Below are 14,630 nucleotides of genomic sequence, written 5' to 3' on the forward strand. Positions count from 1 at the left end.
TTAATTAATTGCAATTAGTTAACAATTGCCATCGTAGTATCTTTGTCAAAGAAGTGCGCCTTGTTAACATCAAAGCCCATCTTCACTTTGTCGCCAGGCGTGTGATAATCACGTGCGTTCACAATAGCCACAAATTCTGTTCCACCAACTCTTTGGTAAAGCTGGATCGTTGAACCAAGAAGTTCAGATACCACAACTTCTGATTCAATTACAGCATCAGGCCAAGTTTCAAGGAAAGCTTCTTCTGAGTGAATGTCTTCTGGACGAATACCGAAGACTAAATCCTTGTCAGCGTAGCCTTTTTCTTCTAATAGCTTGGCTTTACCAGCTGGGATAGCAATGTTTAATCCCTTGCCGTCAGAAATGCGACCATCTTTATAGTGAACGTTAAAGAAGTTCATTTGTGGCGATCCAATAAAGCCGGCGACGAACATGTTAACCGGTTTGTTGTAAACCTCAAGTGGACTACCAATTTGTTGGACTTTACCAACTGACATAACAACTACTCGGTCAGCCAAAGTCATGGCTTCAGTCTGGTCGTGAGTTACGTAGATGGTAGTAGTTCCCAATCTTTGATGTAATTTAGCAATTTCGGCACGCATGGAAACCCGCAACTTGGCATCCAAGTTTGACAAAGGTTCGTCCATCAAGAAGATTGGTGCATCACGAACAATCGCTCTACCCAAAGCAACACGCTGTCTTTGACCACCAGACAATTCACCTGGCTTTTTATCAAGATAATCTTCCAAGCCCAAAATCTTGGCTGCATGCTTAACACGTTCATCAATATCGCTCTTGCTGTAGTGACGAAGTTTCAAGCCGAAAGCCATGTTATCATAAATCGTCATGTGTGGATACAAGGCATAGTTCTGGAAAACCATCGCAATATTACGGTCCTTTGGTGCCACATCGTTCATTACTTTGTGGTCGATTTCCAAAGTTCCTTCACTAATATCCTCCAAGCCAGCGATCATTCTAAGTGTGGTTGACTTACCACATCCTGAAGGTCCTACGAAAACGATAAATTCTTTTTCTTTGATATGTAAGTCAAAGTCGTTAACTGAGTTTTTGTCGTTTCCTGGATACTTTTTGTAGATATGATTTAAATCTACTTCTACCATCTTTTCCCCTACTTTCTCTACTTTTTGTTAAAAGCTGCTTCGATCTCAGCTAGCTTCAAGTCAGCCGTTGTTGCTACCAAGTAATCCGCATCTTTTAATAAAGTTGCGCTACCAATTCCTACGGCAAACTGCTTAGCTGCCTTGATAGCAGCCACGCCAGCAGCAGCATCTTCAAAACTGATTACTTCATCAGCTTCAAATCCCAGCAATTCTTGAGCCTTTACATAAATTTCAGGATCTGGTTTACCTTTGCTCAAGCTAGCAGGATCAACAATTGCATCGAACTCACCCATAATTCCCAACTTATTTAGAATTTTTGGAGCATTTTTAGAAGCAGAAGCAATCGCCATCTTTAAGCCTTGTGCTTTAGCATCTGCCAATAATTCTGGAATTCCTGGCAAAATATCGTCAGGAGTCATCGTTTCAACTTGTTCAAGAAACTTTTCGTTCTTTTCAGCTGCAAACTTTTCTTTTTCAGCTTCAGAATATTTAGTTTCTTGCCCGCCATCTTTCAAGATTAATTCCAATGAATCCATTCTTGAAAGACCACGCAAGCCATCTAATTGGTCAGCTGTTAAATCGATCCCCAACTCTTTAGCTAAGTTATTCCAAGCACCTAAGTGAAACTTGGCTGAGTTAGTTAAAACTCCATCAAGATCAAAAATTAAACCTTTAAGCATTTACTGTCTTACCTTCCTCAAGTTCAAACTCTTGACCATTTACTTTAACTGTCAAATTTTCACCAGCAATTAAAGTTAAATGACTGCCAGTTTGATCAACTTTTACTTCAATTAAGCGATCGCGATAGTTGATCTTAAAGCTGTATTCGGTCCAGTTGTCAGGAATGAATGGTTTGAAGCTCAACTCATCGTTGTTGTACCGCATTCCTGCAAAGCCTTGAACAATTGCCAGCCATGAACCACTCATTGAAGTGATATGTAAACCGTCGACCGTATCGTTGTTGTAGTTATCAAGGTCTAGACGTGCAGTTCTTTGATACAATTCAACGGCCTTTTCCTTCTTGCCCAATTCAGCAGCTAAGATTGAATGGATACATGGACTTAGTGAACTTTCGTGAACTGTCAAAGGTTCATAGAAATCAAAGTTCTTTTCCTTTTGTTCCATCGTATATTGGTCGTTCAAGAAGTAAATTCCTTGCAAAACATCAGCCTGTTTAATAAATGGCGAGCGAAGAATCTTATCCCATGACCAATGCTGGTTGATTGGACGTTCTTCAGCTGGAATTGAACTTACTGGGCGAATATCTTTGTCTAAGAAATCATCTTGTTGTAAGAAAATTCCTAAGTCTTTGTCTTCGCCTAAGTAAATGTTGTCGACAATGTCTTGCCACTTTGCCTTTTCTTCTTCAGTAACATTGACCCGTTTTTGGGCTGCTTCAGTTGCTTTAGGCAAACGTTCCAAGGTGTATTTCAACAGCCATCTTGCCATCGTGCTTGTAAACCAGTTGTTATTTACGTTGTTTTCGTATTCATTTGGTCCCGTTACACCGTGCATGACATATTTGTTGCGCCATTTAGAGAAGTGAACTCGATCAGCCCAGAAACGAGCCGTTCCTACTAGGACGTCCATCCCTTCATCTTTAACGTATGATTCATCACCGGTGTAGTTGGTGTATTGGTAGATAGCAAATGGGATATCGGCATTACGGTGAATTTCTTCAAAAGTAATTTCCCATTCGTTGTGACATTCAACTCCAGTAAAGGTAACCATTGGGAACAAAGCACCAGCTAAACCTTGTTGTTTAGCATTGTGGTAAGCTCCGTCAAGTTGATCATGACGATATTGCAACAAAGCTTTAGTAACTTCTGGTCTAGTAACACAGAGATACATTGGTACAATGTAAGCTTCTGTATCCCAGTAAGTAGCACCACCATACTTTTCACCAGTAAAGCCCTTAGGACCAACATTCAAACGCTTATCTTCACCATAGTAGGTCATGAACAATTGCAAAATATTGAAGCGAATACCTTGTTGAGCTGCTTCATCGCCACTAATTACAACATCACTCTTGTCCCAACGCTTCTTCCAAGCAGCCGTATGATCAGCTAAGTTTTCTTCAAAAGTCTTACTTTGTAATTGCGTCATCAAGTCGGTTGCCTTGGCTTTTTGGTCGGCATCAGCAACGTCGCGACTAGTTACAACAATGACATCCTTTTCAAGTTCATAGCTTTCGCCTTCTGCTAAAGCAACTGTTAACTTTTCGGCTAATTCTGCACTTGCACTAGTTACTTCGCCTTCAACTACTTGTCCGTCATGACGTAAGCTTTCTTTTAAAAGTACCGTAAATTGTGGTGTGCCAAAGTCATTCTCCTTAGTTTTAACTTGAATACTTCTAGCTACCTTGTCTTCTTCGATTGGCAACCAGAAGCGTTCATCGTAGTTACTATCTTCGTTGACAACCGTTCCATCTAAAGTGGAGGTAAATTCGATTTTTGCCTTACCTGACAAAACTGTTGCCTTAACTTTGATCAAGGCTGCTTCTTTCAAAGTAATATGAAGGAAACGGGCAAATTCAAATCTTACTTTGACGTCTGGACCTTCATAAACAAAGCTTCTTGTTAATAAGCCTTGATGCATATCAAGAGCTAGGGCAAAATCGCTAAATTTAACTTTGGCTAAGTCTAATTGTTCACCGTTGATTTTAATTCCTAAGCCGATAAAGCTTGGGGCATTAATACTCTTACCAAAGTAATCTGGATAGCCATTTTTCCACCAGCCAACACGAGTTTTGTCTGGGAACCAGACACCTGCCAAATAGGTTCCTTGGAGACTATCGCCTGAATAGCCTTCTTCGAAGTTCCCTCTAAGACCCATGTAGTCGTTTCCAATTGCAGTCATACTTTCCTGCAAACGTTTATCTTCTTGTTTAAATTGATGAGTTACGACCTGCCAAGGGTCGATTTCAAAAATTCTTTTCATTCGTCATTCTCCATCGGATCTCTTGTTTACGGTTTCATTATGCGATAGCTGAAAACGCTTTACAATACTAAAAACCATGTTACCGGTATCAAAAATATTACAAGCAAGAAAAAAGACGCTATCAGCGTCTTTTATTTTTATTCAATTACGAAAGCAAAGCCGTTAGATTCAAGTTTTTCGGCAGTTAAGTTTTGACTTAAAACCGCTTCTCCAGAAAATTCGATGGCGTGATCTGTCGTATTAAAGTATGCACAGATAGATTCTTTACCGACTCTTTTGACTTTAATCAAGTCATTTTCTGTTACGCTCATAACAATTTCGCCATGACCTAAAGTAGCATGCTCATTTCTAAAAGCAATCAACGAATGCACCATTTCCCAAACTGGGCTGCCTTGTTTTGACCAATCCATTGGTTTACGACAGTCTGGATCATTGTCGCCACTCATTCCCATTTCAGTTCCATAATAGATACATGGGCTACCTGGTTGAACCAACATGAAGGCTAAAGCTTGCAAGGCAAGAGCTTGATTCTCACCAGCAACTGTTAAAATTCGCGCTGTATCATGTGAATCTAGCATATTCATCATTGCATGGTTAGTGTTATCACGATAAAGCATTAATTGATCAGTCAAATGTTCTACCAGATCCTTAGCAGACAAGCGCTTATGGAAGAAATGATCTTCGATTTGCAAAGTATATGGATAATTCATTACGCCACTAAACTGATCCCCATTAAGCCATGGTCGAGCTGAGTGCCAGATTTCACCTACAATGTAAAAATCAGGCTTAATAGCCACCAAAGCATCATGGAATTTTTGCCAGAAATGATGATCAACCTCGTTAGCCACGTCCAAACGCCAAGCGTCAATATCAAAGTATTTTACCCAATAAGTTGCGATGTTCAAAAGGTAGTCTTGAACTTCTGGATTGGCAGTATTCAACTTAGGCATGCTCTTTTCAAACGCAAAAGTTTCGTACGGTGCCTTACGTTTGTCAGTTGGCGCTTGATATGGTTCAACTGGGAAGGAGTTGATATGGAACCAGTCTGCAAAACGGGATTTTTCACCATTTTCAACTACATCTTGCCATTGCATTGACTCGGCACCAATATGGTTGAAAACTGCATCAAGCATGATCTTCAAACCACGCTTATGGGCTTCATTAACCAGCTTGGCAAATAAATCTTTGTCGCCAAAATGAGGATCAATTTCTAAATAGTCGATCGTGTCATATTTATGGTTGGATGGTGCTTTAAATACGGGACAGAAGTAAATGCCACTTACGCCCAATTCCTTAAGATAATCCAAATGATCAATTACCCCTTGTAAGTCACCACCATAAAAATCTTCACGTCCTGGATGGTCAGTAGCATTCCATGGCTTAACATTTTCAGGATCATTGCTCTTATCCCCGTTAGCAAAACGTTCTGGGAAGATTTGATACCAAACCGTATCCTGCACCCAACTTGGCGTTTTGGTCATATCAATTTCATGTAAATAAGGAACTTTAAAGTAAGAGCTATCTGCCAATAAATTGCTTTCGTTAAAATCAGAAAAGCCACGATCGCCATAGATCACCTTAGCTCCAGTCTGATCGGTAATTTCTAAAGTATATTTCAAGCGGTGGTATGGGGCCTGTAAAGTTGCTGCCCAGTGATCGCTAACTTGACCTTCGCCGATTTTGGTCAATTCAACCGTCCGATCGCTTTCTGTTGGCATATAGTTATCCGTATAGTGAGCAACAATTTGCTTAATATCATTCTTGGCAGTATGAACGCGAATTCTAACGTGCTCATTGTCAATTACAAAACAATCTTCACTTTCAGTGCGATGGTGAATAGCTGCTAATTGCATAAGTTTTTATACCTCTAAATTATTCTTTCGTTAAAACTACTCCTGAATACGGCATTAACGTCAGTTTGCCTTGATCTAGATAATAATTTCCAGCTACTAAAGCTTCTTGACAATAGTCTTCAGGAATGCTTATTTCTGTTTTTTCTGGGCTTAAAGAAATCGCCACAATTGCGGATTGTCCTTCTAAATCACGTTGATAGACATATGAATTATGATCCGTTGCTAACAAGTAATAGCTTCCTGCTTGGAACAATTCGGTTTGTTTCAAAGCTAAGAGTTTACGGTAGAAATTGAGCATCGATTGTGGATCTTGCTCTTCATCTTCCACATTAACGTGACCAACTGCTTGTCCCGTAAGCCATGGCGTTACTTGACTAAAGCCATTGTTGACTTCATGATTCCATGGCATTGGTCCACGAGCGGGAAGTTTATGGGTTTGACTAACCATTTGCAATGCTTCTGCTCGACTTTTGCCTGCTTTGATTGCACTAGCAACGAAATCATTGACGCTTTGTTCGTGGAATTGTGCTTCATCATCGAAGTTAAGGTTTTGCATCCCTAGTTCTTCGCCATAATAAATGACTGGAATTCCCCGCTCTAAATACATCAACATCGCCAAACTCTTAGCTTGCAGATCGCTATGAGCCACTCTAGTTCTAAGTCTTGCCATATCATGGTTATTCCAATACAAACTAGGCTGCGAAATTCCTGCTAAAGTTTGTTGCCAAACTGCTTGAGTTTGTTTAAAGGCTAACATATCTAATGGCTTTGGCTGATATTGGCTATTAAAGCTCGAATCAACCTTACTTTGATCTTCGTTGAAGTAGCGGAAAGTAATTACCGAATCCATCAACTCGTTGCGTTTAGCAGTATAATCGACTGCTAGATTTACGCTTGCACTAGCTGCTTCTCCCAGTAAAAGCGCATCTGGATAGTCTTGTTTAATCCGTTGGCAAAATGGCCGCATCCATTCTTGTACCTGTGGCAAATTTGCAAAAAATGGCTCCGCAATAACTGGAGCTGAAGAATTATCGGCAGTTGGGAAGTTCTGTCGTAAGTCAGCTTTAGCAATATGAATAAAGGCATCTAATCTTAAGCCATCAATTCCCTTTTGTAGCCAATATTCTGCAATTTCTAACATCGCATGGCGAACCTCTGAATTTTTCCAGTTAAGGTCAGGCATTCGCTTATCAAATAGATGGAAATAAAATTCGCCTGTTCCTGCCGGATCTGGTTCCCAAACACTACCGCCAAAAAAGCTTCCCCAGTTGTTAGGACGCTCATTATTTTTACCAGCAAAAATGTAATAATCACGATAGATGCTATTAGGATTATGAATGGCATCTTGAAACCATGGATGTTGATCAGACGTGTGATTGAGCACAAAATCCATAATTACCTTGATGCCTGCTTCGTGCATCTTTGCAATTAAGTTTTCCATATCTTCCATTGTTCCCATGTGTGGATCAATGGCAAAATAATTCGAAACGTCATAGCCATTGTCAACTTGTGGCGAAACAAAAACTGGATTTAGCCAAACTGCGTTAATACCTAATTTCTTTAAGTAGGGGATTCGCTCTGTAATCCCATTAAGATCACCAATACCATCATTATTTGAGTCTTGGAAGGACTTGGGATAAATCTGATAGATGATCGCATTATCATACCAATGTGCCATAATCTTTTCCTCCTGAAAATAAGTCTGAATGATAATGAAACTGGTTTCAAGATTTATCTGTTTGTTAGCGGTATCAAAAAAACGGATCTATTCACCACGTTTAATTAAAATGTTATGTTTTTTTAATTAAGTGTGGTATATTTATCTTGACTTAGTCACTTTAGCTACATCCCTAACTTGAAAGAATGAGGTGAAGTTTGATGTGGGGGCAAATTTATCAAAAACTTAGAAAAAAGCAAAATATCTCACAAACTGAAGCAGCCCGAGATATTTGCTCGCCAGCAGCTCTATCACGATGGGAAAATGATCAAATTGATTTAGCATTTTATAAGGTAGTATTGCTTTTGCAAAGAATCAATATTTCATTACCAGAATTTATCAACGAATGTGAATTGCCAACTGCAACTAAGACTATCGATGCGATTCAACACGCTTATCTTAAGCAAGATCTAGTTAAATTACAGCACCTTTTTAGCTTGGCAGAAAAAGTGTATCTAGAAACCCATTCGAATTATTACCTTGGTACAGCAGCAATTGCAGCTAACTACTATTTTTTCCTTACCGATAAAAATCTTTTATCTGAAAAGATGACGGTTGCCTATCGGCAACTATTTAGCAAGGTTAGTTATTTGAGCAAAAACTACATTGACTTATTTGCTCAAACTACTTTTATTCTTAATCCTGAAAAAGTATATCGGACAGCACAACGTTTATTGACTGAACTAACAACTGTTGAGGAAACCTCAATCAAATATCGTGCAATTATCATTGCCGTAATTAACAGCCTAGCACGTTTAGTCACTAGTAATTTGCCTCTAGCCCAGCGCCTACTCTCAAGCTTCCTAAAAATAGATCTTCCCCAATCATTGACCTTTATGAAAATGGAGCGGAAATTTTTGGTATTTTTACTTGAATACTGCGAAAGTAAAAGCAATACTCATGCGCTTCAGTTAATTTCGCAATATGCCGAGTTAGAACTAACTAAAGAAGCCAAAACCTTGATTACGCTGTATAAAAAGGTCGAAGCCAGAATCAAACACTGATGCGCTACAAAAAAATTATTAAAAATTTTCAGATCTGCAAGATTTTAATATTTGTTCTGGATAACCAGCTAAAATAAGAACTATAAAGCACATTTGCTTTATGATCGTTGTTTTATTGTTACATAGAAAGAAGGTCTCAGTATGACACCAAAACTTAAATACCTTCTTGCTGTACTGGTTGCTTTATTACTAATCGCCGGTGTTTGGCTGGTTTACGATAACTATCCAACAGTTCCCTTTTCCATGCAAAACCATGCTTTAGAAACTTACAGTCCTGAACACAGTGATGGTTTTAGCGAAAATCACTTAGGTGCACATGTAATCATCGCCTTTACCAAAAATCGGGTCACTATTATCAACGATGCATCAATTATCGATAACCCCGATCTAGTTAAAAAAACTAAATTTAAGAAAACTGCTACTGCTCGAGCAATTTATTCGGCGATAACAGGAAGAACAGACTTTAAAAAGGCCAACACCAATCTAGGCAAAGACCTCGGTCATGCTTTTGTAAGTCGCTCTAAAAACAAAATAGTACTTAAAAATCGAAAGCTTACTTTAACTTTTACCCGAGCTAAAGATGGTAACTGGGTTACCCCAGATGGTACTATCTGGTTTCTACATAAGTAAGACAAAAAAAGCTTGATAACCCTATTAATACAGGTTATCAAGCTTTTTTGATGCTTAGCTTATCTAGTTGATCCCCTTCTAATTAAAGTTGGTTCAAGCAACACCTCTCCTTGAGGTGAACCAGATTGAGCAATTTTCTGAAGCAACATCGTTGCTAGTAATTCTCCCATCTTAAAAATTGGTTGTCTAATCGTTGTCAATTTAGGATTAGCTACCTGATCTAAAAAGACGCCATCGAAGCCAATAACGCCAAAATCTTCTGGAACTCGCGCCCCTTCAGCTTGCAATTGCCGTTCTACCCCGATTGCAATTCGATCACTGGCACAAATAAAGCACGTATCTTTTTTAAATTCTGCAAAATGTTCTTCAATTAACTTCTGGGCTGCATGGCTATGATTGCTGATGCGATAAATTTGCGGAATCAATTGATGCTTTTGCGACGTATTAATGTAGCCAGCTTCTCGTGAATACTCAAATGGCTCTTTTAAATCGATCCCAATAAAAATGATGCGTTTATATAACCGCGATAAAGCATATTCTGTCGCTAGCTTTACCCCTTTTTGATTATCAGTATCAACAAAATCAAACCCACGATGATTTTCGCCAAATAAAATGAATGGCTTCTTTAAATCATCAAACATTTCATAATCGCTACTTCTTGCTCCAGTAATCAAGTAGCCATCTGTTCGTCCTTCTTCGATCTGCGTCCGATCTGTTACTAATTGCAAGGCATATTGCTTTTTAGTCAATTCACGTGCAACGCCAAAAATCAGGTTCATATAATAAGGTTCAGTAGTATCAATATCTTCAAAAGTAATAAACTTAACCACATTAGTTCGATTATTAACTAAAGCCTGCGCAATTGAATTTGGATGATAATCTAACTGCGCCATAGCATTTTCCACTAGGCTCCGTAGTTCTGGCGTTACCTGCTCTGGGTGATTGATTACCCGTGAAACCGTCATTTTGGATACGTTAGCTGCTTTTGCTACATCTGAAAGTGTTACCATATTTTTTCCTATTCTAAGTATAGTGTTCTAAGACGAGCTAAGTCTTCGTGACTAAAGCCCAGCTCCTTTTTGAAAAAGTTTGCAAAATCACCCCAACCAGCTCTTATCGTTTCAGTGATTCCGAGAATAGCCGTCCCTTCGCCACGCGTTACGTTCATCTTAGCAACCATTGAAGCAATTTCGTCATTGCTTGGCAATTGCCGCTCACGAGCGAAATCATATAATTGATTCGTTAGTAAATAATCGCGAGCGATCGTATCATCTGGTACGCCTAAGGCCATCAAGATTAAGGCCGTCATCATTCCGGTTCGATCTTTGCCAGCACTACAGTGATATACTAAGCCTTCTTCTTCGGGCAAGGTTAATAACTCTTCGAAAACCTTGGCAAACTCTTTTTGGCTATGAGTATTAAGCAAGGTGTTTTGGTAAATGCGACCTATAAAATTATCTTGTAGTTCTGGTAAATGATGGAAAAATCGATATAATTTGTTGCTTGCCTTATCTTCATGCAAATTATTGGAATATAGTGGCACATCGACAAATTTAACTCCCGCCCATAAGCTGTCTGGAGCAGCATTTTTCTCGTATTCTGAGCGCAAATCACAGTCGACGCTAATCTTTCGCTTGAATAATATGACCTTATCTCTTACGCTCAAGCGACTCAATGAATCGGAACGATAAATCTTATTCCATTTAACCTGCTGACCTGATTCGGTTTGATAACCACCAATATCACGAAAGTTCAATGGCCCATCTAATGCAATAATTCTATCTTGTGTCATCTTTCTCACCTTAATAAATAACGCTTACAAAAAATTATACCTAAGATGCAACGTTTTTCAACAAAAAAAGGTGAGTCACTACTCACCATGGGCAAAGACTTCAGTTGCCTTAACTGCCCGTTTCCAACCACTATATAACTTTTCGCGTTCTTCTTCGCCCATTTTTGGTTCAAAGGCCTGTCCAATCACAAAAATGTCCTTTAATTCATCGACATTCTTCCAATAGTTAACTGCTAATCCAGCTAGGAAACATACGCCCATGCCAGTTGTTTCTAAAACTTTAGCTCGTTCGATCTTGGTCCCTAAAATATCAGCTTGGAATTGCATCAAGTAATTATTGTTTGATGCCCCGCCATCGACACGCAAAATTGGAATTTTAATCCCTGAATCGATCTGCATCGTATCAACAACATCCCTGGTCTGGTAAGCTAATGATTGTAAGGTGGCTTTGATCAAATCGTAATTGCTTGTTCCACGTGTAACACCAAAAACAGAACCACGCGCTTCTGCATCCCAATATGGTGCACCTAGTCCCGTAAAGGCAGGAACTACATAAACTTCATTTTCTGACTTAGACTTCAAAGCTGCCATTTCTGATTCAGGAGCTGACTTAATCATCTTCATTGAGTCTCGAAGCCATTGAATTGCCGAACCAGCTACAAAGACCGAACCTTCCAAGGCATAGTTAACCTTGCCGTCAATTCCATAAGCGATGGTCGTCAATAAATTATGATTTGAATCAGTTGGCTCTTCTCCAGTATTCATTACAATAAATGAACCAGTACCATAGGTATTCTTAACCATTCCTGGCTTCAAAGCTAACTGACCAAATAATGCAGATTGTTGGTCACCAGCCATAGCTGCAATTGGCACTTCTCCACCAAAAAAAGTGTATGAGGTAGTGTAGCCATAAACTTCAGAGTTAGATTTGACCTCTGGCAACAAGGCTCTAGGAATATTCAACAATTTTAAGATATCTTCATCCCATTCAAGGCTATGAATGTTGAACAACATCGTTCTTGAGGCGTTAGTATAATCAGTTACATGAACCTTGCCTGCCGTTAATTTCCATAATAGCCACGTATCAATCGTACCAAACAGTAATTCGCCTTTTTCTGCTCGTTCTTGAGCACCAGGTACTTGGTCCAAGATCCATCTAATCTTAGTAGCACTGAAGTAAGGATCAATGATCAATCCAGTCTTTTGCCGAATCATTTCACTATAACCTTCGTTTTTTAATTTTTCAGCTAGATTAGTTGTTTGCCGTGATTGCCAAACAATTGCATTATAAATTGGCTTACCTGTTTCTTTATCCCAAATTACTGTCGTTTCACGTTGATTAGTAATTCCGATCGCTGCTATCTGGTCTGGTTGAATTCCTGAAGAAATAAAAGCTGTAGCAATTGTCGTTTGAACTGCTTGCCAAATTTCTTCAGCCTTGTGCTCTACCCAGCCAGGTTGTGGGAAGTATTGTGGAAACTCCCGTTGCGAAGATGCTAATTCCTTTCCGTTGTGGTCAATGATCATTGCGCGAGTTGAAGTAGTGCCTTCATCGATCGCCATAATATATTTTTCAGCCACAATCATTTCCTCCTTGTGTAAAAACGCTTTCTATCTAATTTTAATGTTTTTGGTCTATTTGTGAAAGTCTTTTACTCAAGAAAATTAACTTAGAAAATAGTTTCTATAAGTTTATTTGCTAGATTTCTGTTATCTATCCTAGTAGCATTAATTATATAATATTTACAAAGGAGGTTTTTTGATGATTCAAGAACCAATTGCAGTCACTATCGCAGGCAATGATAGCGATGGCAGTGCAGGAATGCCAGCCGACCTTCACGCTTTTTATGCTCGAAAAGTTTACGGAATGGGCTTATTAACCGCGGCTGTTGCGGGCAATACCACGGGAATTTATGCTGCCCAAATCATGCCTGTCGACTTTATTCAAAAGCAGTTCGAGGTCCTCGCTGCCGACTTTACGATTAAAGCTACTAAAACAGGAATGGTAGCCGATTCACAGGTTATGAATGTTATTGCTGATAATCTTGAAAAGTATGATTTTGGTAAAATCGTCATTGATCCTGTGATCTCAACTAAGCATGGGAATACGCTAATGGATGATGATTCTTATCAAACCTTTATCAAACGCTTAGTACCATTAGCAGAAATAATTACCCCTAATTATTATGAACAAAAGAAGCTTACCGGCTTGGAACTTAATTCACTAGCAGAAATCAAAGATGGTGCGAAAATGTTGCAAGCTATAGGCGCAAAAAACGTTCTAATGAAAGGGCGCCATGATGGTAGTGCGAATGAAGTAACCGACTGGCTGTTAACCGAAGATGGTGAATTTCATGCTTTCACTAAACCGTATTTTGCGACCGATCGGGTCAATGGGACTGGAGACACGCTTTCAGCAGTAATTGCAGCTGAACTAGCAAAAGGCACTGCTTTAATTGACAGCGTTGAAATCGCCAAGAACTTTACTTATGACGCTTTAAGTCACCCAATTGAAGTTGGTTCTAAATATGGTCCAATTAACCATTGGGCTGCCGAAAATTTATAGGGTTACAAAAAAGCTGCGATTAGCACGATCGCAGCTTTTTATGAACTATAAACCAATATGTTGCCATGGCTTCAAGTCAATTGCTGGAGTGTCCAACAAAGCTTGTTGCTCTTTAGTAAGGTATTTCTTGTTTACCACAACATCATAAACGTATTCTTTGAACCAGTCGTGGCTAGCGGTGTAGAACCCATTATGTCCCATCTTATCGCCCCATGAATTTTCGATCTTCCATTTGCGGATCTCACCATGGTCTTCATCGATCCCTACCAAGGTCATATCATGAGTAGCTGCTCCTTCGCCAGTAGCTAAGCGATCAGCCTTGCTCATTTGCGTATCAACTGCGAATAAATCATCAGTTTGATACAATTTTGGATCCATAAAACCGCTCTTGCGTTCCATTTGCTTCAAAACGTCGTTACCAAACATTACTGCTTGACCATCTTTAAGCTGAGCCATAGCCGCATGAGCCAAATCTTCAATTGGCAAATTCAAACCTACGATTGGTTGACCATCAGCAACGTTATCATAGATATCTTGGTGATAGCGTTTGTTATATTCGAAGTTAGGTGCATTCAATAACAACACATAATCATCAAACGGAAAATCGCCTAAGTATTTTTGAACGAATTGTTGTGGCGTCAAATTTTTATCTAAGTGATATACTTTCTTGTCGTCACGGAATTCTAAGTCAAACTGCTTTGGTGGCTCACCAAAAGCAACAGCAACCATCCGATAAATTTCGTTTAAGAATTGTTTCCTGACCTTTTCGGCTTCTTCAAGCTTGCCAGCTTGAACCAACTTACGTAAAACCAACGCATCTTTACGCTCTTTGCGAGCCAATGAATCATCAATGGCATTTGAGTGGTTACTGTTGAAGCTTTCTGGCATCGCATATGATGGGACTACTCCATATTTCTTAACGAGATTTACCGCCATTGGCCATAAACCACCATCTTGACCAACGAAACCCAACCATGATTGCACTTCGCGATCATCTAGCGGCTTTT

At 39.4% G+C, this 14,630-nt stretch carries 12 protein-coding genes; 3 read left to right on the plus strand and 9 right to left on the minus strand.

What is annotated here, in order from left to right:
* Positions 1-14: 14 nt before the first annotated feature.
* The 5 genes from BN52_RS08125 to BN52_RS08145 all read right to left on the minus strand — a co-directional run bounded on the left by BN52_RS08125 (position 15) and on the right by BN52_RS08145 (position 7,592).
* On the minus strand, positions 15-1,121 hold the full coding sequence (locus tag BN52_RS08125; RefSeq protein ID WP_008474007.1) for an ABC transporter ATP-binding protein: 1,107 nt from the start codon (positions 1,119-1,121) through the stop codon (positions 15-17).
* 17 nt (positions 1,122-1,138) lie between these two features.
* On the minus strand, positions 1,139-1,801 hold the full coding sequence (gene pgmB, locus BN52_RS08130; RefSeq protein ID WP_008474009.1) for a beta-phosphoglucomutase: 663 nt from the start codon (positions 1,799-1,801) through the stop codon (positions 1,139-1,141).
* Positions 1,794-4,061, minus strand: a complete 2,268-nt coding sequence (locus BN52_RS08135) for a glycoside hydrolase family 65 protein (RefSeq protein ID WP_008474011.1) — start codon at positions 4,059-4,061, stop codon at positions 1,794-1,796. Before BN52_RS08135 ends, pgmB begins: the two co-directional genes overlap by 8 nt.
* 137 nt (positions 4,062-4,198) lie before the next feature.
* Positions 4,199-5,914 carry a glycoside hydrolase family 13 protein gene (locus tag BN52_RS08140; RefSeq protein WP_008474012.1) on the minus strand — a complete coding sequence of 572 codons (1,716 nt, stop codon included), beginning with the start codon at positions 5,912-5,914 and terminating at the stop codon, positions 4,199-4,201.
* Between the two features lie 19 nt (positions 5,915-5,933).
* Positions 5,934-7,592: an alpha-glucosidase gene (locus tag BN52_RS08145; protein WP_008474013.1), complete on the minus strand. Its 1,659-nt coding sequence runs from the start codon at positions 7,590-7,592 to the stop codon at positions 5,934-5,936.
* Between the two features lie 200 nt (positions 7,593-7,792).
* Between BN52_RS08145 and BN52_RS08150 the strand changes: the two genes are divergently transcribed.
* Positions 7,793-8,635, plus strand: a complete 843-nt coding sequence (locus BN52_RS08150) for a helix-turn-helix domain-containing protein (RefSeq protein ID WP_008474014.1) — start codon at positions 7,793-7,795, stop codon at positions 8,633-8,635.
* Positions 8,636-8,776: 141 nt separating this feature from the next.
* On the plus strand, positions 8,777-9,265 hold the full coding sequence (locus BN52_RS08155; RefSeq protein WP_008474015.1) for a hypothetical protein: 489 nt from the start codon (positions 8,777-8,779) through the stop codon (positions 9,263-9,265).
* 59 nt (positions 9,266-9,324) lie between these two features.
* Here the strand turns inward: BN52_RS08155 and BN52_RS08160 are convergent, their stop codons facing one another.
* The 3 genes from BN52_RS08160 to glpK form a co-directional block, all read right to left on the minus strand.
* Entirely contained in the window at positions 9,325-10,275 is a 951-nt protein-coding gene (locus BN52_RS08160; protein WP_008474017.1) for a LacI family DNA-binding transcriptional regulator, read from the minus strand.
* A gap of 8 nt (positions 10,276-10,283) precedes the next feature.
* Positions 10,284-11,057, minus strand: coding sequence for a tyrosine-protein phosphatase (locus BN52_RS08165; RefSeq protein ID WP_008474019.1), 774 nt, complete (start codon positions 11,055-11,057; stop codon positions 10,284-10,286).
* A gap of 78 nt (positions 11,058-11,135) precedes the next feature.
* Positions 11,136-12,638 (minus strand): glycerol kinase GlpK, encoded by a 1,503-nt coding sequence (gene glpK / locus BN52_RS08170; protein WP_008474020.1) that lies wholly within the window; start codon positions 12,636-12,638, stop codon positions 11,136-11,138.
* A 181-nt stretch (positions 12,639-12,819) separates the two neighbouring features.
* Here glpK and thiD point away from each other — a divergent pair, with 181 nt between their 5' ends.
* Positions 12,820-13,623, plus strand: coding sequence for a bifunctional hydroxymethylpyrimidine kinase/phosphomethylpyrimidine kinase (gene thiD, locus BN52_RS08175; RefSeq protein ID WP_008474021.1), 804 nt, complete (start codon positions 12,820-12,822; stop codon positions 13,621-13,623).
* Between the two features lie 45 nt (positions 13,624-13,668).
* On the opposite strand, the gene BN52_RS08180 is transcribed toward thiD, so the two are convergent.
* Positions 13,669-14,630, minus strand: a 962-nt coding sequence (locus BN52_RS08180; RefSeq protein WP_040473506.1) for a C1 family peptidase, incomplete at its 5' end; no start/stop codon positions are given.

Origin of the sequence: Lactobacillus gigeriorum DSM 23908 = CRBIP 24.85 (assembly GCF_000296855.1) — a bacterium.
GTDB classification, from domain to species: Bacteria; Bacillota; Bacilli; order Lactobacillales; family Lactobacillaceae; genus Lactobacillus; species Lactobacillus gigeriorum.

Bases quoted from the DNA above. Each gene is read 5' to 3' on its own strand.
- BN52_RS08135 (WP_008474011.1), bottom strand. From the start codon at position 4,061: ATGAAAAGAATTTTTGAAATCGACCCTTGGCAGGTCGTAACTCATCAA.
- BN52_RS08140 (WP_008474012.1), bottom strand. From the start codon at position 5,914: ATGCAATTAGCAGCTATTCACCATCGCACTGAAAGTGAAGATTGTTTT.
- BN52_RS08165 (WP_008474019.1), bottom strand. From the start codon at position 11,057: ATGACACAAGATAGAATTATTGCATTAGATGGGCCATTGAACTTTCGT.
- BN52_RS08145 (WP_008474013.1), bottom strand. From the start codon at position 7,592: ATGGCACATTGGTATGATAATGCGATCATCTATCAGATTTATCCCAAG.
- BN52_RS08160 (WP_008474017.1), bottom strand. From the start codon at position 10,275: ATGGTAACACTTTCAGATGTAGCAAAAGCAGCTAACGTATCCAAAATG.
- BN52_RS08150 (WP_008474014.1), top strand. From the start codon at position 7,793: ATGTGGGGGCAAATTTATCAAAAACTTAGAAAAAAGCAAAATATCTCA.
- BN52_RS08125 (WP_008474007.1), bottom strand. From the start codon at position 1,121: ATGGTAGAAGTAGATTTAAATCATATCTACAAAAAGTATCCAGGAAAC.
- thiD (WP_008474021.1), top strand. From the start codon at position 12,820: ATGATTCAAGAACCAATTGCAGTCACTATCGCAGGCAATGATAGCGAT.
- pgmB (WP_008474009.1), bottom strand. From the start codon at position 1,801: ATGCTTAAAGGTTTAATTTTTGATCTTGATGGAGTTTTAACTAACTCA.
- BN52_RS08155 (WP_008474015.1), top strand. From the start codon at position 8,777: ATGACACCAAAACTTAAATACCTTCTTGCTGTACTGGTTGCTTTATTA.